The organism is Kineosporia sp. NBRC 101677 (genome assembly GCF_030269265.1).
Taxonomy (GTDB): Bacteria; Actinomycetota; Actinomycetes; order Actinomycetales; family Kineosporiaceae; genus Kineosporia; species Kineosporia rhizophila.
In genome coordinates, this window is the sequence record NZ_BSTA01000001.1 from 223,704 (window position 1) to 245,197 (window position 21,494).

Annotated in this window: 17 protein-coding genes; all 17 read right to left on the minus strand. The window is 67.8% G+C overall.

Translation table 11 applies throughout. From position 1 onward, the window contains the following. Positions 1-6 precede the first annotated feature (6 nt). The gene (rpsS, locus tag QSK18_RS01060) at positions 7-288 is read right to left on the minus strand and encodes a 30S ribosomal protein S19 (RefSeq protein ID WP_231443884.1); all 282 of its coding nucleotides are present in this window, start codon (positions 286-288) and stop codon (positions 7-9) included. A gap of 16 nt (positions 289-304) precedes the next feature. Beyond that, the gene (gene rplB / locus QSK18_RS01065; RefSeq protein ID WP_285616328.1) at positions 305-1,141 is read right to left on the minus strand and encodes a 50S ribosomal protein L2; all 837 of its coding nucleotides are present in this window, start codon (positions 1,139-1,141) and stop codon (positions 305-307) included. Positions 1,142-1,233: 92 nt separating this feature from the next. Next, positions 1,234-1,536: a 50S ribosomal protein L23 gene (rplW, locus tag QSK18_RS01070; RefSeq protein WP_232811444.1), complete on the minus strand. Its 303-nt coding sequence runs from the start codon at positions 1,534-1,536 to the stop codon at positions 1,234-1,236. Positions 1,537-1,541: 5 nt separating this feature from the next. Further along, a complete protein-coding gene (rplD, locus tag QSK18_RS01075) occupies positions 1,542-2,222 on the minus strand; it encodes a 50S ribosomal protein L4 (RefSeq protein ID WP_232811231.1) in 681 nt (226 codons plus the stop codon). Positions 2,223-2,226: 4 nt separating this feature from the next. Beyond that, a complete protein-coding gene (rplC, locus tag QSK18_RS01080; protein ID WP_232811229.1) occupies positions 2,227-2,898 on the minus strand; it encodes a 50S ribosomal protein L3 in 672 nt (223 codons plus the stop codon). A 15-nt stretch (positions 2,899-2,913) separates the two neighbouring features. Further along, the gene (rpsJ, locus tag QSK18_RS01085) at positions 2,914-3,222 is read right to left on the minus strand and encodes a 30S ribosomal protein S10 (protein ID WP_052530780.1); all 309 of its coding nucleotides are present in this window, start codon (positions 3,220-3,222) and stop codon (positions 2,914-2,916) included. Positions 3,223-3,910: 688 nt separating this feature from the next. Continuing rightward, positions 3,911-5,107, minus strand: coding sequence for an elongation factor Tu (gene tuf, locus QSK18_RS01090; RefSeq protein WP_232811228.1), 1,197 nt, complete (start codon positions 5,105-5,107; stop codon positions 3,911-3,913). A 62-nt stretch (positions 5,108-5,169) separates the two neighbouring features. After that, complete coding sequence (fusA, locus tag QSK18_RS01095) at positions 5,170-7,272, minus strand: elongation factor G (RefSeq protein WP_232811443.1); 2,103 nt, start codon at positions 7,270-7,272, stop codon at positions 5,170-5,172. 135 nt (positions 7,273-7,407) lie between these two features. Next, entirely contained in the window at positions 7,408-7,878 is a 471-nt protein-coding gene (gene rpsG, locus QSK18_RS01100) for a 30S ribosomal protein S7 (RefSeq protein WP_052530778.1), read from the minus strand. Further along, positions 7,878-8,252, minus strand: coding sequence for a 30S ribosomal protein S12 (rpsL, locus tag QSK18_RS01105; protein WP_052530777.1), 375 nt, complete (start codon positions 8,250-8,252; stop codon positions 7,878-7,880). Before rpsL ends, rpsG begins: the two co-directional genes overlap by 1 nt. Before the next feature lie 451 nt (positions 8,253-8,703). After that, a complete protein-coding gene (locus QSK18_RS01110; protein WP_232811226.1) occupies positions 8,704-12,579 on the minus strand; it encodes a DNA-directed RNA polymerase subunit beta' in 3,876 nt (1,291 codons plus the stop codon). A gap of 115 nt (positions 12,580-12,694) precedes the next feature. Next, positions 12,695-16,171 (minus strand): DNA-directed RNA polymerase subunit beta, encoded by a 3,477-nt coding sequence (gene rpoB / locus QSK18_RS01115; protein WP_269810150.1) that lies wholly within the window; start codon positions 16,169-16,171, stop codon positions 12,695-12,697. A gap of 563 nt (positions 16,172-16,734) precedes the next feature. After that, positions 16,735-17,118: a 50S ribosomal protein L7/L12 gene (rplL, locus tag QSK18_RS01120; RefSeq protein WP_232811222.1), complete on the minus strand. Its 384-nt coding sequence runs from the start codon at positions 17,116-17,118 to the stop codon at positions 16,735-16,737. A 108-nt stretch (positions 17,119-17,226) separates the two neighbouring features. Then, the gene (rplJ, locus tag QSK18_RS01125; RefSeq protein WP_232811220.1) at positions 17,227-17,805 is read right to left on the minus strand and encodes a 50S ribosomal protein L10; all 579 of its coding nucleotides are present in this window, start codon (positions 17,803-17,805) and stop codon (positions 17,227-17,229) included. A gap of 258 nt (positions 17,806-18,063) precedes the next feature. Beyond that, positions 18,064-18,486, minus strand: a complete 423-nt coding sequence (locus QSK18_RS01130) for a response regulator (protein WP_232811218.1) — start codon at positions 18,484-18,486, stop codon at positions 18,064-18,066. Then, the gene (locus QSK18_RS01135) at positions 18,483-20,195 is read right to left on the minus strand and encodes an ATP-binding protein (RefSeq protein WP_232811217.1); all 1,713 of its coding nucleotides are present in this window, start codon (positions 20,193-20,195) and stop codon (positions 18,483-18,485) included. The genes QSK18_RS01130 and QSK18_RS01135 overlap by 4 nt, the downstream gene beginning before the upstream one ends. Further along, positions 20,192-21,388 carry a PP2C family protein-serine/threonine phosphatase gene (locus tag QSK18_RS01140; RefSeq protein ID WP_232811215.1) on the minus strand — a complete coding sequence of 399 codons (1,197 nt, stop codon included), beginning with the start codon at positions 21,386-21,388 and terminating at the stop codon, positions 20,192-20,194. Before QSK18_RS01140 ends, QSK18_RS01135 begins: the two co-directional genes overlap by 4 nt. Between the last annotated feature and the right edge of the window lie 106 nt (positions 21,389-21,494).

Consider the following 21,494-nt stretch of genomic DNA (forward strand, 5'->3'; position numbering starts at 1 on the left):
GCGCGATCAGCGCCGACGGCCCTTGCGGTCGTCCTTCTCGTGTCCGCGGAACGTGCGGGTGGGGGCGAACTCGCCCAGCTTGTGACCGATCATCGACTCGGTGACGAACACCGGGACGTGCTTGCGGCCGTCGTGCACGGCGATCGTGTGACCGAGCATGTCGGGCACGATCATCGAGCGCCGGGACCAGGTCCGGATGACGTTCTTGGTCCCCTTCTCGTTCTGTACGTCCACCTTCTTCTGCAGGTGGTCGTCGACGAAGGGACCCTTCTTCAGACTGCGAGGCATTCTCGAAAGGCTCCTATCAGCGCTTCTTGCCGGTACGGCGGCGGCGAACGATCATCTTGTCGCTCTCCTTGTTGGGGCGACGGGTACGACCCTCGGCCTGGCCCCAGGGGCTGACCGGGTGGCGACCACCGGAGGTCTTACCCTCACCACCACCGTGCGGGTGGTCGATCGGGTTCATCGCCACACCGCGGACGGTCGGGCGCTTGCCCTTCCAGCGCATGCGGCCGGCCTTGCCCCAGTTGATGTTCGACTGCTCGGCGTTGCCGACCTCGCCGACGGTGGCGCGGCAGCGCACGTCGACGTTGCGGATCTCGCCGGAGGGCATGCGCAGCTGCGCGAAGCGGCCCTCACGGGCGACCAGCTGCACCGAGGCGCCGGCCGAGCGGGCGATCTTGGCGCCGCCACCGGGCCGCAGCTCGATCGCGTGGACGACCGTACCGACCGGGATGTTGCGCAGCTCGAGGCTGTTACCCGGCTTGATGTCGGCCGTGGGGCCGTTCTCGATGCGGTCGCCCTGCTTGAGCTTGGTCGGGGCGACGATGTAGCGCTTCTCGCCGTCCGCGTAGTGCAGAAGGGCGATACGCGCGGTGCGGTTGGGGTCGTACTCGATGTGAGCGACCGTGGCCGGAATGCCGTCCTTGTCGTGACGGCGGAAGTCGATCATCCGGTAGGCGCGCTTGTGACCGCCGCCCTTGTGCCGGGTGGTGATCCGGCCGGTGTTGTTCCGGCCGCCGCTCTTGGTCAGCGGCCGCACCAGGGACTTCTCCGGCTCCGACCGGGTGATCTCCACGAAGTCGGCGACGGACGAACCACGGCGGCCCGGCGTCGTCGGCTTGTACTTGCGGATTCCCATGTGAGTCAGTCCTCTTGCTGTTTCTCGGATGTCGGTCTTCTGACGCCCTCAATCCGGTCGGTGGAAGCCGTCCGGATCGGAACGCTGGGGCCTCAGGAGACCGGCCCGCCGAAGATGTCGATGGTGCCTTCGCTCAGCGTGATGATCGCGCGCTTGGTGTCCTTGCGCTTGCCCGTGCCGGTCCGCGTGCGGCGGGTCTTGCCCTGCCGGTTCGCGGTGTTCACGGCGGCGACCTTGACCCCGAACACCGTCTCGACGGCGATCTTGATCTCGGTCTTGTTGGCGGCCGGGTTCACCAGGAAGGTGTACTTGCCCTCGTCCAGGAGCGTGTAGCTCTTCTCCGAGACGACCGGCGCCAGCAGGATGTCGCGCGGGTCCTTGTGGACGCCTCCGATGGTGCTCACTTGGCAGCCTCCTTCGCGGTGACCTTGGTGACGACCGGGCTCTCGAGGAACGAGTCCAGCGCGGCCTTGGTGAACACCACGTCGTCGGCGCACAGCACGTCGTAGGCGTTCAGCTGGTCGAAGGGCAGCACGTGCACGCTGTCCAGGTTGGACAGGCTGCGCTTGCCGACCTCGTCGGTCCGGGTCACGACGACCAGCACGTTCTGCCGCTCGGTGATGCCGGCCAGGGCCTTCGCGACCGACTTGGTCGACGGGGCGTCGCCCTTGACCAGCTCGGAGAGCACGTGGACGCGACCGTGACGGTTGCGGTCCGAGAGCGATCCCCGCAGCGCGGCGGCGATCATCTTCTTCGGGGTGCGCTGGGCGTAGTTGCGCGGCGTGGGGCCGTGCACGACGCCACCGCCGGCGAACTGCGGCGCGCGGGTCGAGCCCTGACGGGCGCGGCCGGTGCCCTTCTGGCGGTACGGCTTCTTGCCGCCGCCCCGGACCTCGCCACGGGTCTTCGTGTCGTGCGTGCCCTGGCGGGCCGCGGCCAGCTGGGCCACGACGACCTGGTGGATCAGCGGCACGTTGGTCTGGGCGTCGAAGATCGCCGCGGGCAGATCGACGGAGCCGACCTTCTCACCCACGCCGTCCACGACGTCCAGGCTCAGCTTGGTGGTGGTTTCGGTGGCCATTGCCTCAGCCCTTCTTCGCCGCGGTGCGGACCAGGACGATGCCGCCGCGCGGTCCGGGAACGGCACCCTTGATCAGGAGCAGACCGCGCTCGGCGTCGACGGCGTACACGCTGAGGTTCTGCGTGGTCTGCCGCTCGCCACCCATGCGGCCGGCCATCCGCGTGCCCTTGAAGACACGACCGGGGGTGGCGCAACCGCCGATGGAGCCCGGGGAACGGTGCTTGCGCTGCGTACCGTGCGAGGCGCCGAGGCCCTTGAAGCCGTGGCGCTTCATGCCACCGGCCCAGCCCTTGCCCTTGGTGGTACCCGAGACGTCGACCACCTGGCCGGCCTCGAAGGTCTCCACCGTGAGCTCCTGGCCCAGGCTGTACTCGGTCGCGTCGGCCGTGCGCAGCTCCACGATGTGGCGCCGCGGCGTCACGCCGGCCTTCTCGAAGTGCCCGGCCAGCGGCTTGGTCACCTTGCGGGGGTCGATCGCGCCGTACGCGATCTGGACGCCCGGGTAGCCCTCGCCCTCAGCGCTGCGCACCTGAGTGACGACGCAAGGACCCACCTGGATGACGGTGACCGGGACGAGCCGGTTGTTGGCGTCCCAGACCTGGGTCATCCCGAGCTTTTCGCCGAGCAAGCCCTTGACGGCTCGCACCGTCGGCTTGCTGATCGTCTTGAGAGTCATCTTCAGGAGGTCCTTCTAGAGCTTGATCTCGATGTCCACGCCGGCGGGCAGGTCAAGCCGCATCAGCGAGTCCACCGTCTTCGGCGTCGGGTTGATGATGTCGATCAACCGCTTGTGGGTGCGCATCTCGAAGTGCTCGCGGCTGTCCTTGTACTTGTGCGGCGAACGGATGACGCAGAAAACGTTCTTCTCCGTCGGCAGCGGCACCGGCCCTGCGACCGTCGCGCCCGTGCGAACGACCGTGTCGACGATCTTGCGGGCCGAGCTGTCGATGACCTCGTGGTCGTAGGCCTTCAGCCGGATGCGGATCTTTTGTCCCGCCATGGCGTCGTTGCGCTCTCTTTCGCTTGGTCGACAGGCGTTGACCGGCCTGGAGTAGCGACCGGTCGGCACTGTCTGTGGTCCACCCGGGCCGTGGAGCGCGGCTCGGGCCTTCGCAACTGCTGTCTAGCTGGTCGTGCTGGTGTTCCACGTCTTCTGCGACGCTGACACCCCGTTCTGGGTCAGGCTGTCGAACACCGACCCCCGAGGTCGGGCGTGTCGCGTTCGTCGATCAGACTTGCCCGTCGTTACCGACGAGACCAGGAGTCTGAACCGGTTGGTGCTGTTGGTGGTCACTGCGCGCGGCCATTCCGGGCCCCACAAAGGGCGCGACGGACACGGCTGTGCGCGAGCAACCTGTCCAGTGTGCCAGACGCAGCCCACCGTTGACCAATCGCGGTCCTGACGGTGAACACCTCCCCCCCGGTGACCAGGTGCTACCACCGGGGTTCCAGGACTTCCGGACCGCGCCGCCAGACCCGTCATCCCCTGCGTGGGCCACCCTCGCCCGGACCGGAGAGCGCTCCCCCGCTTTCGCATTCCGCGAGTTCGGTTGGTTGGGAGCTGCGCACCGACCGGAACGATCCGGAGGTCCACGGCCAGGAGGTGGCCGGCACAGCGGCGCCGGGCCGGAAGGACCCTGAACGCACGCCAGCGGCGACAGCCCGAAGGCTGCCGCCGCTGGAGAGTACTACTTGATGATCTTGGTGACGCGACCCGAACCGACGGTCCGGCCACCCTCACGGATGGCGAACAGCAGGCCGTCCTCCATGGCGATCGGCTGGATCAGCTCGACCGACATCTCGGTGTTGTCGCCCGGCATGACCATCTCGGTGCCCTCGGGGAGCTTCACAACGCCGGTGACGTCCGTGGTCCGGAAGTAGAACTGCGGACGGTAGGAGTCGTAGAACGGCGTGTGACGGCCACCCTCGTCCTTCGAGAGGATGTAGACGTTCGCCTCGAAGTTCGTGTGCGGGGTGATCGAGCCCGGCTTGACCACGACCTGGCCGCGCTCCACGTCCTCGCGCTTGATACCACGCAGGAGCAGACCGCAGTTCTCGCCGGCCATGGCCTCGTCGAGGGTCTTGCGGAACATCTCGATCGCCGTGACCGTGGTGGTCGTCGACTTGTCCTTGATCCCGACGATCTCGACGGTCTCGTTGGTCTTCAGGATGCCGCGCTCGACCTTGCCGGTCACGACGGTGCCACGACCGGTGATCGTGAAGACGTCCTCGATCGGCATCAGGAACGGCTTGTCCGTGTCCCGCTGCGGCTCGGGGATGTGCTCGTCGACCGCGGCCAGCAGCTCGAGGACCTTCTCCTGCCACTCGGCGTCGCCCTCGAGAGCCTTCAGCGCGGAGACCCGCACGATCGGCAGGTCGTCGCCCGGGAACTCGTAGGAGGACAGGAGCTCACGGACCTCGAGCTCGACGAGCTCCATGATCTCTTCGTCGTCCACCATGTCGGACTTGTTCAGGGCCACGACGATGTAGGGGACGCCGACCTGACGCGCGAGCAGCACGTGCTCACGGGTCTGCGGCATCGGGCCGTCGGTCGCCGCCACCACGAGGATGGCGCCGTCCATCTGGGCCGCACCGGTGATCATGTTCTTGATGTAGTCGGCGTGACCGGGGCAGTCGACGTGCGCGTAGTGACGCGTCTCGGTCTGGTACTCGATGTGAGCGATCGAGATCGTGATACCACGCTGGCGCTCTTCCGGCGCCTTGTCGATCTGGTCGAACGCCTGCGTGTCCGGGTTGAGGTCCGGCCACTTGGTGTGCAGGGTCTTGCTGATCGCAGCCGTCAGCGTCGTCTTACCGTGGTCGATGTGACCAATGGTACCGATGTTGACGTGCGGCTTAGTCCGCTCGAACTTCGCCTTCGCCACGGGGTCCTCCTGTCGGACGGGTTGATTTCTGTTCTTGGTTCGACGGGATGCTGGTGGCGCGATTACTCGCCGCGAACCTTCTTGATGATCTCTTCCGCAACGTTCCGGGGAACCTCTGCGTAGGAGTCGAACTGCATGGTGTAGACGGCGCGCCCCTGCGTCTTGCTGCGCAGGTCTCCGACGTAACCGAACATCTCCGACAGCGGAACCAGGGCCTTGACGACCTTGGCGCCACTGATGTCCTCCATGGCCTGGATCTGGCCACGGCGGGAGTTCAGGTCGCCGATCACGTCGCCCATGTACTCCATCGGCGTGCGCACCTCGACGGCCATCATCGGCTCCAGGAGCACGGGGCTGGCCTTGCGGGCAGCCTCCTTCAGCACCATCGAGCCGGCGATCTTGAACGCCATCTCGGACGAGTCGACGTCGTGCGCCGCACCGTCGAGCAGGATGGCCTTGATGCCGACCAGCGGGTAGCCCGCCAGGATGCCGAACTGCATGGCGTCCTGGATACCGGCGTCCACGCTCGGGATGTACTCGCGCGGGACGCGACCACCGGTGACCTTGTTCTCGAACTCGTAGAACACGCCTTCCGACGTGTCCATCGGCTCGATGGTCACCTGCACCTTGGCGTACTGGCCCGACCCACCGGTCTGCTTCTTGTGGGTGTAGTCGAGCTTGACGACCGCCTTGCGGATGGTCTCGCGGTAGGCGACCTGCGGCTTGCCGACGTTCGCCTCGACCTTGAACTCGCGGCGCATGCGGTCCACCAGGATGTCCAGGTGGAGCTCGCCCATGCCGGCGATGATCGTCTGACCCGTCTCCTCGTCCTGGCGGACCTGGAACGTCGGGTCCTCCTCGGCGAGCTTCTGGATCGCGGTGCCCAGCTTCTCCTGGTCGCCCTTGGTCTTCGGCTCGATCGCCACCGAGATGACCGGCTCCGGGAACGTCATCGACTCCAGGACGATGGGGTTCGTCGGGTCGGAGAGCGTCTCACCGGTCGTGGTGTCCTTCAGCCCGATGACCGCGTAGATGTGGCCGGCCGCGGCCTCCTCGACCGGGTTCTCCTTGTTGGAGTGCATCTGGAAGATCTTCCCGATGCGCTCCTTCTTGCCCTTGGTCGAGTTCACGACCTGGGCGCCGCTGGCCACCTTGCCGGAGTACACCCGGATGTAGGTCAGCTTCCCGAAGAACGGGTGCGCCGCGATCTTGAAGGCCAGGGCGGAGAACGGGGCGTCGTTGTTCGCGGCCCGGGTGAGGGTCTTCTCCTCGTCCTTCGGGTCGGTGCCCTCGACGTCCGGGACGTCCAGCGGGGTCGGCAGGTAGTCGATCACGGCGTCGAGCATGGGCTGCACGCCCTTGTTCTTGAACGCCGAACCGCACAGCACCGGGTTGACCTCGGAGGCGATCGTCATCTTGCGGATCGCGCCCTTGATCTCCTCGGGCGTGAGCTCCTCGCCGCCGAAGAACTTCTCGAGCAGTGCCTCGTCGGACTCGGCCACGGTCTCGAGCAGCTTCTGCCGCCACTCCTCGGCCTTCTCCTTGAGGTCGGCCGGGATCTCCTCGATCTCGTAGGCCTCACCCTTGCCGGTGTCGCCCCGCCAGGTCAGCGCCCGCATGTAGATCAGGTCGATGACACCGAGGAAGTCGGACTCGGCACCGATCGGCAGCTGGACGACCAGCGGCTTCGCACCCAGACGGTCGATGATCGTCTGGACCGTGAAGTAGAAGTCCGCGCCGAGCTTGTCCATCTTGTTGACGAAGCAGATCCGCGGGACGTCGTACTTGTCGGCCTGCCGCCACACCGTCTCCGACTGCGGCTCGACACCCTCCTTGCCGTCGAACACCGCGACCGCGCCGTCGAGGACGCGCAGGTTGCGCTCGACCTCGACGGTGAAGTCGACGTGCCCGGGGGTGTCGATCAGGTTGATCTGGTTGCCTTCCCAGAAGCAGGTGGTGGCGGCGGAGGTGATGGTGATACCCCGCTCCTGCTCCTGCTCCATCCAGTCCATCGTGGCCGCGCCGTCGTGGACCTCACCGATCTTGTAGTTGATCCCGGTGTAGAACAGGATCCGCTCAGTGGTGGTGGTCTTGCCGGCGTCGATGTGAGCCATGATGCCGATGTTGCGGACCTTGTTGAGGTCCGTCAGCACGTCTTGTGCCACGTCGATCGCCTCTCTCATGAGGTTTGTGTTTCAGGGGGGAAAGACCCGCAGTGCTTGACTGCCGGGCTTCCCCGGCGCCACTGTGGCCGCCGGATCCCGGCGGCCGCAGCGGTGGGTAGATGACTACCGGCTTAATTACCAGCGGTAGTGAGCGAACGCGCGGTTCGACTCGGCCATCTTGTGGGTGTCCTCGCGACGCTTGACCGCCGCGCCGAGACCGTTGGACGCGTCCAGGATCTCGTTCATCAGACGGTCCGTCATCGTCTTTTCCCGACGGGCCCGGGAGTAGCCCACCAGCCAGCGCAGGGCCAGCGTGGTGGAGCGGCCGGCCTTGACCTCGACCGGGACCTGGTAGGTCGCGCCACCGACGCGGCGGCTGCGGACCTCGAGGGTCGGCTTCACGTTGTCGAGCGCGCGCTTCAGCGTGATGACCGGGTCGTTACCGGTCTTGTCGCGGCAGCCCTCGAGCGCTTCGTAGACGATCTTCTCGGCGGTGGACTTCTTACCGTCGAGGAGGATCTTGTTCACCAGCTGGGTGACCAGCGGCGAGCCGTACACGGGGTCGATGACGAGCGGCCGCTTCGGGGCCGGGCCCTTGCGGGGCATTAGCTCTTCTCCTTCTTCGCGCCGTAACGGCTGCGAGCCTGCTTACGGTTCTTCACACCCTGGGTGTCGAGGGAACCGCGGATGATCTTGTACCGCACGCCGGGGAGGTCCTTCACACGGCCGCCGCGGACGAGCACGATCGAGTGCTCCTGCAGGTTGTGACCGACACCCGGGATGTACGCCGTGACCTCGATCTGGGAGGTCAGCTTCACACGAGCGACCTTGCGCAGAGCGGAGTTCGGCTTCTTCGGCGTGGTCGTGTACACACGCGTGCACACGCCGCGGCGCTGGGGGCTGCCCTTCAGAGCAGGGGTCTTGGTCTTGCTGACCTTGTCCTGCCGGCCCTTTCGGACCAGCTGCTGGATCGTGGGCACCGGTTCTCCGAACTCTCTGCTCGCTTGTGCTGCTCTACCTGACTTGCTGTCTTACTGGCCTTGCGGTTGTCCGGATCGTCGCGCACAGCCTCTGGGGCCGCACCCCGCGCTCGGGCGTGTCGCTTACCTCGCGACCTGGCCCGGCGACGTCCCGCGGGGTGGGAGCTCCGCTGCGTATCGCACGCTGACAGCTTCCGGACCGTCAGGAGGGCACGCGCGGCAGCCCGAGAGAACTCGGGCACGAAGTGTGAGGCTACCCGTTGCCCGCGGCGAGCGTCAAAACGGCCCGCACACGGGTGAGGCGCTTGTCTCTTCGCCTCGTCCTGCTGACAGAGCGGGGCCGGCCGGACGCCGGCCCCACCACTGCTACCTCGATCCCAAACGGCCCCGCGTGCCGGTTTTGTTCCTCCGGAACGCGGAGCCGCCTGGGGCACATCAGTGGTCCCGAGCCTCAGCGGTCGTAACGGCCGAGGTCGAACTCCTCCAGCGGGACCGCCTGACCGGTGCCCACCCCGAAGTGGCCGTAGTCGACCTCTTCGTAGCCGGGCATCGCGTACATGGCGGCCTTCGCCTCTTCGGTCGGCTCGACCCGCACGTTGCGGTAGCGGGGCAGACCCGTACCGGCCGGGATGAGCTTACCGAGGATGACGTTCTCCTTGAGGCCCAGCAGCGGGTCGCTGCGGCCCTCCATCGCGGCGTTCGTGAGCACCCGGGTGGTCTCCTGGAAGGAGGCCGCCGACAGCCACGAGTCGGTCGCCAGCGACGCCTTCGTGATCCCCATCAGGTCCGGACGGGCCGAGGCGGGCTGGAGGCCCTCGGCCACCACGCGCCGGTTCTCGGTCTCGAACCGGGCCCGCTCGACCAGCTCACCGGGCAGCAGCTCGGCGTCGCCGGACTCGATGATGGTGACCCGCTTCAGCATCTGGCGGACGATCACCTCGATGTGCTTGTCGTGGATACCCACACCCTGGCTGCGGTACACGTTCTGCACCTCGTCGACCAGGTGCACCTGGACCGCACGCGGCCCGAGGATGCGCAGCACCTGCTTGGGGTCGATCGCGCCCTGGATCAGCTTCTGGCCGACCTCGACCTGCTGACCGTCCTCCACCAGCAGGCGGGAACGCTTCGACACCGGGTAGGCGACCTCTTCGGAGCCGTCGTCCGGCACCACGACCAGCTTGCGCGAACGGTCGGTGTCGTCGATCCGCACCCGGCCGGCGGCCTCGGAGATCGGGGCCACGCCCTTGGGGGTACGGGCCTCGAAGAGCTCCTGCACACGCGGCAGACCGTGGGTGATGTCCTCACCCGCGACACCACCGGTGTGGAAGGTACGCATGGTCAGCTGGGTACCCGGCTCACCGATCGACTGGGCCGCGATGATGCCGACGGCCTCGCCGATGTCCACGAGGTGACCGGCCGCCAGCGACCGGCCGTAGCAGCGGGCGCAGGTGCCGACCTTGGACTCGCAGGTGAGCACGGAGCGCACCTTGACCTCGGAGACGCCCTTGCCCAGCAGCAGCTCGATGCTCGGGTCACCCAGGTCGGTGTTGGCGGCCAGGACGACCTCGCCGCCGACCACCACGTCCTGGGCGAGAGACCGCGCGTAGACGCTGTTCTCGACCGAGTCGTGGGCCCGGATCGTGCCGTCGGCACCGGTGGTGGCGATCGGCATCATCAGACCGCGCTCGGTGCCGCAGTCCTCCTCGCGGATGATCACGTCCTGCGAGACGTCCACCAGACGACGGGTCAGGTAACCCGAGTCGGCGGTACGCAGGGCGGTGTCGGCCAGACCCTTACGGGCACCGTGGGTCGAGATGAAGAACTCGACCACCGACAGGCCCTCGCGGAAGTTGGCCTTGATCGGGCGCGGGATGATCTCGCCCTTGGGGTTGGCCACCAGGCCTCGCATACCCGCGATCTGGCGCATCTGCATCCAGTTACCACGGGCACCCGAGGACACCATCTTGAAGATGGAGTTGGTCCGCGGGAGGTTGTCCTCCATCGCCTTGGCGACCCGGTTGGTCGCCTCGGTCCAGATCCCGATGAGCTCCTGACGGCGCTCCTCGTCGGTGATCAGACCGCGCAGGTACTGCGACTGCACCTTGGCGGCGCGGGTCTCGTGCTCGTCGAGGATGCCCGCCTTGGCCGGCGGGGTGACCACGTCGGAGATCGAGACCGTGACGCCCGAGCGGGTGGCCCAGTGGAAACCGGCCGCCTTGAGGGCGTCCAGCGTCGCGGCCACGGCGACCTTCGGGTAACGCTCGGCGAGGTCGTTGACGATCGCCGAGAGTTCCTTCTTGCCCACCACCTGGTCGACGAACGCGTAGTCCGGCGGCAGGGTCTGGTTGAACAGCGCCCGGCCCAGGCTGGTCTCGAGGATGATCGGGTCGCCCTGGACCCACTCCTCGGGAGCGACCCAGTCGCGCGGCGGCACGATGTCGTCGAAGCGCAGCTTGATCTTCGCCTGCAGGTGCAGGTGACCGCTGTCGAAGGCCATCTGGGCCTCGGACACCGAGCTGAACGAACGCCCCTCGCCGACCGGGCTCTCGTCGTTGTCGAGAGTCAGGTGGTACAGACCGATGATCATGTCCTGGGTGGGCATGGTCACCGGCCGGCCGTCGGCCGGCTTCAGGATGTTGTTGCTCGAGAGCATCAGGATCCGGGCCTCGGCCTGGGCCTCGGCCGACAGCGGCAGGTGCACCGCCATCTGGTCGCCGTCGAAGTCGGCGTTGAAGGCCGAGCAGACCAGCGGGTGGATCTGGATGGCCTTGCCCTCGACCAGCTGCGGCTCGAACGCCTGGATGCCCAGACGGTGCAGGGTGGGCGCGCGGTTCAGCAGGACCGGGTGCTCGGAGATGACCTCTTCCAGCACGTCCCACACCACCGGGCGGGCGCGCTCGACCATCCGCTTGGCCGACTTGATGTTCTGCGCGTGGTTCAGGTCGACCAGGCGCTTCATCACGAACGGCTTGAACAGCTCCAGGGCCATCTGCTTGGGCAGACCGCACTGGTGCAGCTTCAGCTGCGGGCCGACCACGATGACCGAACGGCCGGAGTAGTCGACGCGCTTACCGAGCAGGTTCTGCCGGAAACGACCCTGCTTGCCCTTGAGCATGTCGGACAACGACTTCAGCGGGCGGTTGCCCGGGCCGGTCACCGGCCGGCCGCGGCGGCCGTTGTCGAACAGCGCGTCGACGGCCTCCTGCAGCATCCGCTTCTCGTTGTTGACGATGATCTCCGGCGCGCCCAGGTCGAGCAGGCGCTTGAGCCGGTTGTTCCGGTTGATCACGCGGCGGTACAGGTCGTTCAGGTCGGAGGTGGCGAACCGGCCACCGTCCAGCTGCACCATCGGGCGCAGGTCCGGCGGGATCACCGGGACGCAGTCGAGCACCATGCCCAGCGGCGAGTTGTTCGTGGTGAGGAACGCGGAGACGACCTTGAGCCGCTTCAGGGCGCGGGTCTTGCGCTGGCCCTTGCCGGTCGCGATGGTCTCGCGCAGGTTGTCGGCCTCGGCGTCCAGGTCGAACGACTCCAGCCGCTTCTGGATCGCGGCGGCGCCCATCCCGCCCTCGAAGTACATGCCGAACCGGTCCCGCATCTCGCGGTACAGGATCTCGTCACCCTCGAGGTCCTGGACCTTCAGGTTCTTGAAGCGGTCCCAGACCTGCTGGATGCGGTCGATCTCGGCGTCGGCGCGCTTGCGCAGCTGCGACATCTCGCGCTCGGCCGACTCCTTGACCTTGCGGCGCACGTCACCCTTGGCGCCCTCGGCCTCGAGCTCGGCCAGGTCGCTCTCCAGGCGCTTGGCCCGGGCCTCGACGTCGGCGTCGCGCCGGTTCTCGATCTCCTTCTTCTCCACCTCGATGTTGGCTTCCATCGAGGGCAGATCCCGGTGACGGTTCTCGTCGTCGACCCAGGTGATCATGTAGGCGGCGAAGTAGATGACCTTCTCGAGGTCCTTCGGCGCCAGGTCGAGCAGGTAGCCGAGCCGGCTCGGGACACCCTTGAAGTACCAGATGTGGGTGACCGGGGCGGCCAGCTCGATGTGGCCCATCCGCTCGCGGCGCACCTTGGCGCGCGTGACCTCGACGCCACAGCGCTCGCAGATGATGCCCTTGAAGCGAACCCGCTTGTACTTACCGCAGTAGCACTCCCAGTCCCGGGTGGGGCCGAAGATCTTCTCGCAGAAGAGCCCGTCCTTCTCCGGCTTCAGGGTGCGGTAGTTGATGGTCTCCGGCTTCTTCACCTCGCCGTGCGACCACTGCCGGATGTTCTCGGCGGTGGCCAGGCCGATACGCAGTTCGTCGAAGAAGTTAACGTCCAGCAAGACGTTGCCTGCTTTCTCCTGGGTAGTTCTTGTTTTCTACTGACCGTGCTCGTAGCTCAGGTGAGCCGTGGGCCAGGCCGCGCGTCCCGCAGGACGCGCGGCCGGCCTCAGCGGATCAGACTTCCTCGACGCTGCTCGGCTCGCGGCGGGACAGGTCGATGCCCAGCTCCTCGGCGGCCCGGAACACGTCCTCGTCCGAGTCGCGCATCTCGATGGACGTGCCGTCGCTGGACAGCACCTCCACGTTGAGGCAGAGCGACTGCATTTCCTTGATCAGAACCTTGAACGACTCCGGGATGCCCGGCTCGGGGATGTTCTCGCCCTTGACGATGGCCTCGTAGACCTTCACCCGGCCGACCACGTCGTCCGACTTGATCGTCAGCAGTTCCTGCAGGGCGTAGGAGGCGCCGTAGGCCTCCAGGGCCCACACCTCCATCTCACCGAAGCGCTGGCCACCGAACTGCGCCTTACCACCCAGCGGCTGCTGCGTGATCATCGAGTAGGGGCCGGTGGAACGGGCGTGGATCTTGTCGTCGACCAGGTGGTGGAGCTTCAGGATGTACATGTAGCCCACCGAGACCGGCATCGGCAGCTTCTCGCCGGTGCGGCCGTCGAAGATCGTCGCCTTGCCGGAACCGTCGATCAGGCGCACGCCGTCACGGGTCTTGCGGGTGGAGTCGAGCAGACCGATGATCTCCTCTTCCCGCACACCGTCGAAGACCGGCGAGGCGACCCGGGTGTTCGGCTCGGCCTGGCGGCGGTCCGGGGTGATCAGCTTCGCCCAGTCGGGGTCGCCCTCGATCTCCCAGCCGCGCGAGGCGACCCAGCCCAGGTGCGTCTCCAGGACCTGGCCCACGTTCATCCGGCTCGGCACACCGAGCGGGTTGAGCACGATGTCGACCGGGGTGCCGTCCTCGAGGAACGGCATGTCCTCGACGGGGAGGATCTTGGAGATGACGCCCTTGTTGCCGTGCCGGCCGGCCAGCTTGTCGCCGTCGGTGATCTTCCGCTTCTGCGCCACGTACACGCGCACCAGCTGGTTGACACCGGGGGGCAGCTCGTCGCCGTCCTCGCGGTCGAAGACCTTGACGCCGATGACCGTGCCGCTCTCACCGTGCGGCACCTTCAGCGAGGTGTCCCGGACCTCCCGGGCCTTCTCACCGAAGATGGCGCGCAGCAGGCGTTCCTCCGGGGTCAGCTCGGTCTCGCCCTTGGGCGTGACCTTGCCGACCAGGATGTCGCCGGGCACGACCTCGGCACCGATCCGGATGATGCCCCGCTCGTCGAGGTCGGCCAGGACCTCCTCGGCGACGTTCGGGATGTCCCGGGTGATCTCCTCCGGGCCCAGCTTGGTGTCGCGGGCGTCGACCTCGTGCTCCTCGATGTGGATCGAGGAGAGGACGTCGTCCTGCACCAGACGCTGGGAGAGGATGATCGCGTCCTCGTAGTTGTGCCCTTCCCAGGACATGAACGCGACCAGCAGGTTCTTGCCCAGGGCCATCTCGCCCAGGTCGGTGGCCGGGCCGTCGGCGATGACCGAGCCGACCTCCAGGCGCGCACCCTCGTCGACCAGCACGCGCTGGTTGTAGGAGGTGCCCTGGTTGGACCGGCGGAACTTGGCGATCTTGTACGTGGTGTGCGAACCGTCGTCGTTCATCGTGGTGACGGCCTCGGCCGACACCTCGGTGACCACACCGGCGGTGTGCGCGACGACCACGTCACCGGCGTCCACCGCGGCCCGGAACTCCATGCCGGTACCCACCAGCGGAGCCTCGGACTTCACCAGTGGCACGGCCTGACGCTGCATGTTCGAGCCCATCAGGGCGCGGTTGGCGTCGTCGTGCTCGAGGAACGGGATCAGCGCGGTGGCCACGGAGACCATCTGCCGGGCCGAGACGTCCATGTAGTCGACCTCGTTGGCCGGGACCAGTTCGGCCTCGCCGTCCTTGGAGCGGGACAGGACGCCTTCCTCGGCGAACCGGTTGTCCTCGGTCAGCAGCGCGTTCGCCTGGGCGACCACGACGTGGTCTTCCTCGTCGGCGGTCAGGTACTGGATCTCGTCGAGGACCTGGCCGTTCTCGGCCTTGCGGTACGGGGTCTCGACGAAACCGAACGGGTTGATCCGCGCGTAGGTGGCGAGCGAGCCGATCAGGCCGATGTTCGGGCCTTCCGGGGTCTCGATCGGGCACATCCGGCCGTAGTGCGAGGTGTGCACGTCACGGACCTCGAACCCGGCCCGCTCACGGGACAGACCACCCGGGCCCAGCGCCGAGAGGCGGCGCTTGTGGGTCAGGCCGGCCAGCGGGTTGTTCTGGTCCATGAACTGCGACAGCTGCGAGGTGCCGAAGAACTCCTTGATCGACGCCACCACGGGGCGGATGTTGATCAGGGTCTGCGGGGTGATCGCCTCGACGTCCTGGGTGGTCATCCGCTCGCGGACGACGCGCTCCATCCGGGACAGGCCGGTGCGGACCTGGTTCTGGATCAGCTCGCCCACGGTGCGCAGACGACGGTTGCCGAAGTGGTCGATGTCGTCGACCTCGACCACCAGGTCGATCGGCTCACCGTTCTTGGTGCCGGGCATCTGGTTGCCGCCGGCGTGCAGCGTGACCAGGAACCGGATGGCCGCGATGATGTCGTCCACCGTGAGCACGCTGTCGGACAGCGGCTGGCTCAGGCCCAGCTTCTTGTTGATCTTGTACCGGCCGACCTTGGCCAGGTCGTAGCGCTTCGGGTTGAAGTACAGGTTCTCCAGAAGCGTCTGCGCGGCCTCCCGCGTCGGCGGTTCGCCCGGGCGCAGCTTCCGGTAGATGTCCAGCAACGCCTCGTCGGTGCTGGCGGTGTGGTCCTTCTCGAGGGTCTGGCGGATCGAGTCGACCTCGCCGAACTCCTCCAGGATCTGCGCCTCGGACCAGCCGAGGGCCTTCAGCAGCACGGTGACCGACTGCTTGCGCTTGCGGTCGATGCGGACACCGACCATGTCGCGCTTGTCGATCTCGAACTCCAGCCACGCACCGCGCGACGGGATCACCTTGGCCGTGTAGATGTCCTTGTCGGACGTCTTGTCGATCGAGCGCTCGAAGTACACGCCCGGCGAACGGACCAGCTGGGAGACGACCACGCGCTCGGTACCGTTGATCACGAACGTGCCGCGCTCGGTCATGAGCGGGAAGTCGCCCATGAAGACGGTCTGGCTCTTGATCTCCCCCGTGGTGGTGTTCATGAACTCGGCCGTCACGAAGAGCGGGGCCGAGTACGTCATGTCCCGCTCCTTGCACTCGTCGATCGAGTACTTGGGCGGTTCGAAGCGGTGATCGCGGAACGACAGGCTCATCGATCCGGAGAAGTCCTCGATCGGCGAGATCTCCTCGAAGATCTCCTCGAGGCCGGAGGTGGTCGGGACGGCCTGGTTGCCACCGTCGATGGCCGCCTGGACACGGCCCTGCCACTTGTCGTTGCCGAGGAGCCAGTCGAAGGCCTCGGTCTGCAATGCCAGGAGGTTCGGAACCTCAAGCGGTTCATGGATCTTGGCGAAAGAGATACGGCCTGACGGGGTAGTCGAGCCACTGAACGCGGTGCGCGAGGCAGCCAAGAGGGGTCCTTCCACGGGCCTGCGGGCGTAACGTGCGCGCGCTCTGAATCTCCCGCGAATGGGTCGCAGGGGAGGGCAGAGGTCAGCGCAAAGGCTCACCCTACTCGTAAAAGGCCAGGACTGTCTACCCGGCAATCTCAGCCGGTGCTGGCAACCTCGGCACGTCGCCGGTCACGAGTGTGCAACAGGGAGTCGGACACAGCCCGTTCACCTGCATCTTCACGCTCGACGGCGGTGCTTGCAGAAAGAGCATGACAAGCGCTCAGACCAGCGTCAACCCCACGCGCCGCGACATTCCGGTGACCGGTGCGCCGACTTTGCGCCGACTTCCGGCCTCGTTCACCCGCTCGCGGGGGTCCGACCGGGCATCGGGTGGAGTAACGAGCCTGGTACCTGGCCGTTCGGCCGATGTCGACATGTTTCAGCGCCAATTTATGACGTCGGTGGGCACCGACCGCACGACGGCCCACCGAGTGTGAAATGTCCCAAAACAGCGGTTCCCCCGTACCAGCGGTACGGGGGAACCGGAGTCACTCAGAGCTGCCCGGCGAGCCGGGCGGGGATCACTTGAGGGTGACGGTGGCGCCGGCGCCCTCGAGGGCCGCCTTGGCCTTCTCCGCAGCGTCCTTGGCAACCTTCTCCAGGACCGGCTTCGGGGCGCCGTCCACGAGGTCCTTGGCCTCCTTCAGGCCCAGGCTCGTGAGGCCACGGACCTCCTTGATGACCTGGATCTTCTTGTCACCGGCGGCCTCGAGGATGACGTCGAACTCGTCCTTCTCCTCGACGACCTCGGCGGCAGCGGCGCCGCCACCGGCAGCGGCGACGGCGACCGGGGCGGCCGCGGTGACGTCGAAGGTCTCCTCGAACGCCTTCACGAACTCGGAGAGCTCGATCAGGGTCAGTTCCTTGAAGGCGTCGAGCAGTTCTTCGGTGCTGAGCTTCGCCATGGTGGCATTCCCTTTCGGTACTGCGTTGCGAGCCGGGCTGCGCAACGGCGTTGAGGAGGTGTGGATCCTGCGAACCTGCCCCGCAGGATCCGTTGGTTCAGGGGTGGATCAGGCGTCCACGGTCTCCGCGGCCGGCGTGGCCTCGGTGGTGTCGCCCTCGGCCGCGGGCGCACCCTCGGCCTGCTTGGCGCGCAGCGCCTCGACGGTACGGACCGTCTTGGACAGCGGCGCCTGGAACAGGACGGCGGCCTTGGTGAGGGACGCCTTCATCGCTCCGGCCATCTTGGCCAGCAGCACCTCGCGCGACTCCAGGTCGGCCAGCTTGCGCACCTCGTCGGCGGTCAGCGGCTTGCCCTCGAGGAACCCGCCCTTGACGACCAGCGCCGGGTTGGCCTTCGAGAAGTCACGCAGGCTCTTGGCCACCTCGACCGCGTCGCCGGTGATGAACGCGACCGCGCTCGGACCGGCCAGCTCGCCGTCGAACGCCGTGATGCCGGCGTTCTGCGCGGCCAGCTTCGTCAGCGTGTTCTTGGTGACCGTGTAGGTCGCGTGGTCCTGGATGTTCTTGCGCAGCTGGGTGAGCTGGGCGACGGTCAGCCCGCGGTACTCGGTCAGGACCGCGGCGTTGGCACCGCGGAACTTCTCGGTGAGCTCTGCGACCGTCGCAGTCTTGTCTGCCCTCGCCATGGCTCTCCTTCACTTCTGTTGCCGGTGCACTCACGGCCCCAGAAATACGGAACGCCCCGCGCAGGCGCACGGGGCGTTGGATTTTCGCTGCGTTCCGGCGGGCCGGGGCAGAAGAAGATCGAAAGCCTGACATGTCACCTGCGCTGGCCGCCCGCTGACTGCGGGACCTTGGGCCGAACTCTGACGAGACGGCGACCGGCGGTCTTTGGCTGTGTCAAGAGTACGGGGACGCGCCCCCGATTCCAAAATCAGCGGCCGTCAACGGCGCGGCAGCCGCACCACGCTGACGAAGAAGTCGTCGATGTGCCGGACCGTGGTGATGAACCGCTCGAAGTCGACCGGCTTGGTCACGTAGGCGTTGGCGTGCAGGTCGTAGCTGCGCAGCACGTCCTCCTCGGCCTCCGAGGTGGTCAGCACCACCACCGGGATCTGCCGCAGCTCCGGGTCCTCCTTGATCACCTGCAGGACCTCCCGGCCGTGCATCCGGGGCAGGTTGAGGTCGAGCAGGATCAGGTCGGGCAGCAGCGCGTCGGTGTACTCACCGCGGCGGTAGAGGAAGTCCAGCGCCTCGGCACCGTCGCCGACCACGTTCAGCCGGCTGGTGACCCCGGTGTCCTCCAGCGCCTCCTTGGTCATCAGCACGTCGCCCGGGTCGTCCTCGACCAGCAGCACCGCGATCACTTGGCCACCTTCTCGCCCTCCGCCACCTCGTCGGCGGCCGGCGCGTCGGGGAGCTGCAGTGCGCTGGTGGTCACCGGCAGGGTCCAGCGGATCGTCGTGCCGGGACCGTCGGCGGCCGGTGCGTCCGCGTCCTCGGTGGCCGGCCGGACGGGGGTGCCGGCCGCGGCCGACTCCTCCACCCAGATCCGCCCGCCGTGGTACTCGACGATCTTCTTGCACATGGCCAGGCCGATGCCGGTGCCGCCGTAGACCTCCTTGGCGTGCAGCCGCTGGAAGATCAGGAAGACCCGCTCGGCGTACTCCGGCTCGATCCCGATGCCGTTGTCGGAGCAGGCGAACTCCCAGAACTCCCCCGACTGCCGGACCGTCAGCCGGATCCGCGGGGGTGCCGCGGCCCGGAACTTGATCGCGTTGCCGATCAGGTTCTGCAGCAGCTGGGTGAGCAACGGCGCCTCGCCGTGCACCACCGGCAGCTCGTCGGCCTCGATCTCGGCCCCGGACTCCTCCCGGGCCGCCTCCAGCGCGTACATCGCGTTCTTCAGGCAGTCGGCGAGGTTCACGTCGGCCGAGGGCGTGCTGATCCGGCCCACCCGGGAGAACTCCAGCAGGTCGTTGATCAGCTGCTGCATGCGCTTGGCGCCGTCCACCGCGAAATGGATGTACTGGTCGGCCCGCTCGTCCAGCTGGCCGCCGTAGCGCCGCTGCAGCATCTGGCAGAAGCTGGCCACCTTGCGCAGCGGTTCCTGCAGGTCGTGCGAGGCGACGTAGGCGAACTGCTCGAGCTCGCGGTTGGAGCGCTGCAGCTCCAGGGTCTGCTCCTCCAGGGCGGCCCGGGAGCGGTTCATCTCGCGCCGGGCCTCGTCGGCCTGGTCGATCTCCGAGACCAGACGCTGGCGCATCAGCTCGACGTCGTCACCCAGCTGCACGAACTCGGGCGGGCCCTGACCCACGACGACATGGTCGAGCTCACCGTTGGCGACGATCCGCGCCTCACCCGCCAGGCGGGTGGCCGGGTTGCTGACCCAGCGCCGCATCAGGCTCCACAGCACCAGACCGGCAACCAGGCAGATGATTGCGCTGAGCACACCGAAGGCGAAGCCCAGATTGGTGACCTCGCCCAGGTGGTCGGCCTCGGCCTGACGTTCCGGCCGCAGGATCCCGATCGCCTCGTTGTACTCCGCCCGGAAGGCGTCGAACAGCGCCCGGCCCTCGGCGAAGTCGGGCGGGGTGAGGGTCTCACCGGCGTCGATGCGCTCGATCGTGGGCGCGGCGAAGTCGGTGTACCAGACCTTCGCCGCGGCCTCTGCCTCGCGCATCGGCCCGATCGCCCCGGTCCCCGGCAGAACGGCCGCCAGGTGACCGGAGACCGGGTTGTCCCAGGGCTGCCCGGACTCGTTCAGGGGCTCCAGGGCGGCGCGGTCACCGGTGAGGGCGTAGCCGCGGATCGCGGTCTCGGAGTCGAGCATCGCGATGAAGAAGTTCTGCGAGCTGCGCAGGCCCTCGTAGAAGTCCTCGACCACGTTCTTCTGGACGTCGCGGGTCTCCAGCAGCGTGACCGTGGCCGCGGTGACCACGCCGGTGAGCAGCGCCACCACCACCGCCAGGGCGGCGGCGATCCGGCCGTGCACCCCCCAGGCCTGCGGCTTCCGCAGGCGGGCCCAGCCGACCGGGCGGGCCGGTCGTTCCGGTCGGACGAACGGTGTGCTCACGTGAAGTCCCTCGGCCACTGGACGGCGATGACCGCCACGTCGTCGGGCAGTTCGCCGCCGTGCGCGCTCTGCACCCGGTCGAGCAGGTCGTCGACCACCTCGGCCCCGTCGTCGCTGACGGTGCGGCTGGACTGGGCCAGCTCCAGCAGGCCGGGCACGCCGAGCTCGTGCTGCAGCCCCCGGCCGCGTGAGCCCTCGACCAGGCCGTCGGTGTAGAACATCAGCCGCCAGCGGGTGGGCAGGGTGATCTTGCGGCCCCGCCAGGCCCCGGGCGGCAGCAGGCCCAGCGCCAGGCTGGCCGGGTCGCCCGGCAGCTGGGTGGGCACCGGGTCGAGCAGCATCGGCGGCAGGTGGGCGGCCAGCCACAGGTGCGCGGTGAGCCGGTCGGCGTCGATCACGCAGAGCGTGGCCTGGACGAAGATCTCCTCGGACCGGCGCTCCCGGATCAGCACGTCCTCCAGCACCGGCAGGAGCCGGTTCGGGTCGACCCCGGCGATCACCAGCGCACGCCAGGCGACCCGCAGGCTGACTCCGAGCGCGGCCTCTTCCGGGCCGTGCCCGGCCACCCCGCCGATCAGGACGAACACCCGGCCGTCGGGCGCCTCGACCACGTCGTAGAAGTCGGCGCCGAGCAGGTCACCGGCCTGCGGGCGGTAGCGCGCGGTGACCCCGAGCGCGGGGTCGCGGGTCTGGGTGAGCGGCAGCAGGCCGCGCTCCAGCCGGGCGTACTCCTGGGTGCGGACCTCGCTGGCGTAGAGCTGGCGGGACTGTTCCTCGGCGCGCCGGCGCTCCACCGCGTAGCGGATCGAGCGGCTCAGCAGCTCACCGTCGACCTGGCCCTTGACCAGGTAGTCCTGGGCGCCCGCGGCGACCGCGGCGGCCCCCGAGCGTTCGTCGTCCAGGCCGGTGAAGCAGATCACGGCCACTTCGGAGGCCTCGTCGAGCAGGCTGTGGACCACGTCCAGGCCCTGCCCGTCGGGCAGGCCGAGGTCGAGCAGCACGCACCCGAACCGGGTGCGGCGAAGCAGCTCGCGGGCCTGCTTGAGAGTGCGCGCGCGAACGATCTCGAAGCCGCTGCCGGCCAGGTCCAGCAGGTCTTCGACGATCAGCGCGTCGCCGTCGTCGTCCTCGACGAGCAGCAGCCTGCTCTCCGAGCGGGCCGCGGGCTCCTCCAGACGTTCCGTTTCGTACACCAGGCCTCCGCCCCACACATTCCGCGCACAGCGAACAGCGCTGGGGCCCGGCTGCTGGACCCGCGTCGCGGCAAACCACTCCCGCGGACGCCGCGCCCGTTAACCC

Excerpts from the sequence above, each read along its gene's own strand:
- rpsS (WP_231443884.1), bottom strand. The coding sequence starts at position 288 with ATGCCTCGCAGTCTGAAGAAGGGTCCCTTCGTCGACGACCACCTGCAG.
- rplB (WP_285616328.1), bottom strand. The coding sequence starts at position 1,141 with ATGGGAATCCGCAAGTACAAGCCGACGACGCCGGGCCGCCGTGGTTCG.
- rplD (WP_232811231.1), bottom strand. The coding sequence starts at position 2,222 with ATGGCCACCGAAACCACCACCAAGCTGAGCCTGGACGTCGTGGACGGC.
- rplC (WP_232811229.1), bottom strand. The coding sequence starts at position 2,898 with ATGACTCTCAAGACGATCAGCAAGCCGACGGTGCGAGCCGTCAAGGGC.
- rpsJ (WP_052530780.1), bottom strand. The coding sequence starts at position 3,222 with ATGGCGGGACAAAAGATCCGCATCCGGCTGAAGGCCTACGACCACGAG.
- rpsG (WP_052530778.1), bottom strand. The coding sequence starts at position 7,878 with ATGCCCCGCAAGGGCCCGGCCCCGAAGCGGCCGCTCGTCATCGACCCC.
- rplL (WP_232811222.1), bottom strand. The coding sequence starts at position 17,118 with ATGGCGAAGCTCAGCACCGAAGAACTGCTCGACGCCTTCAAGGAACTG.
- rplJ (WP_232811220.1), bottom strand. The coding sequence starts at position 17,805 with ATGGCGAGGGCAGACAAGACTGCGACGGTCGCAGAGCTCACCGAGAAG.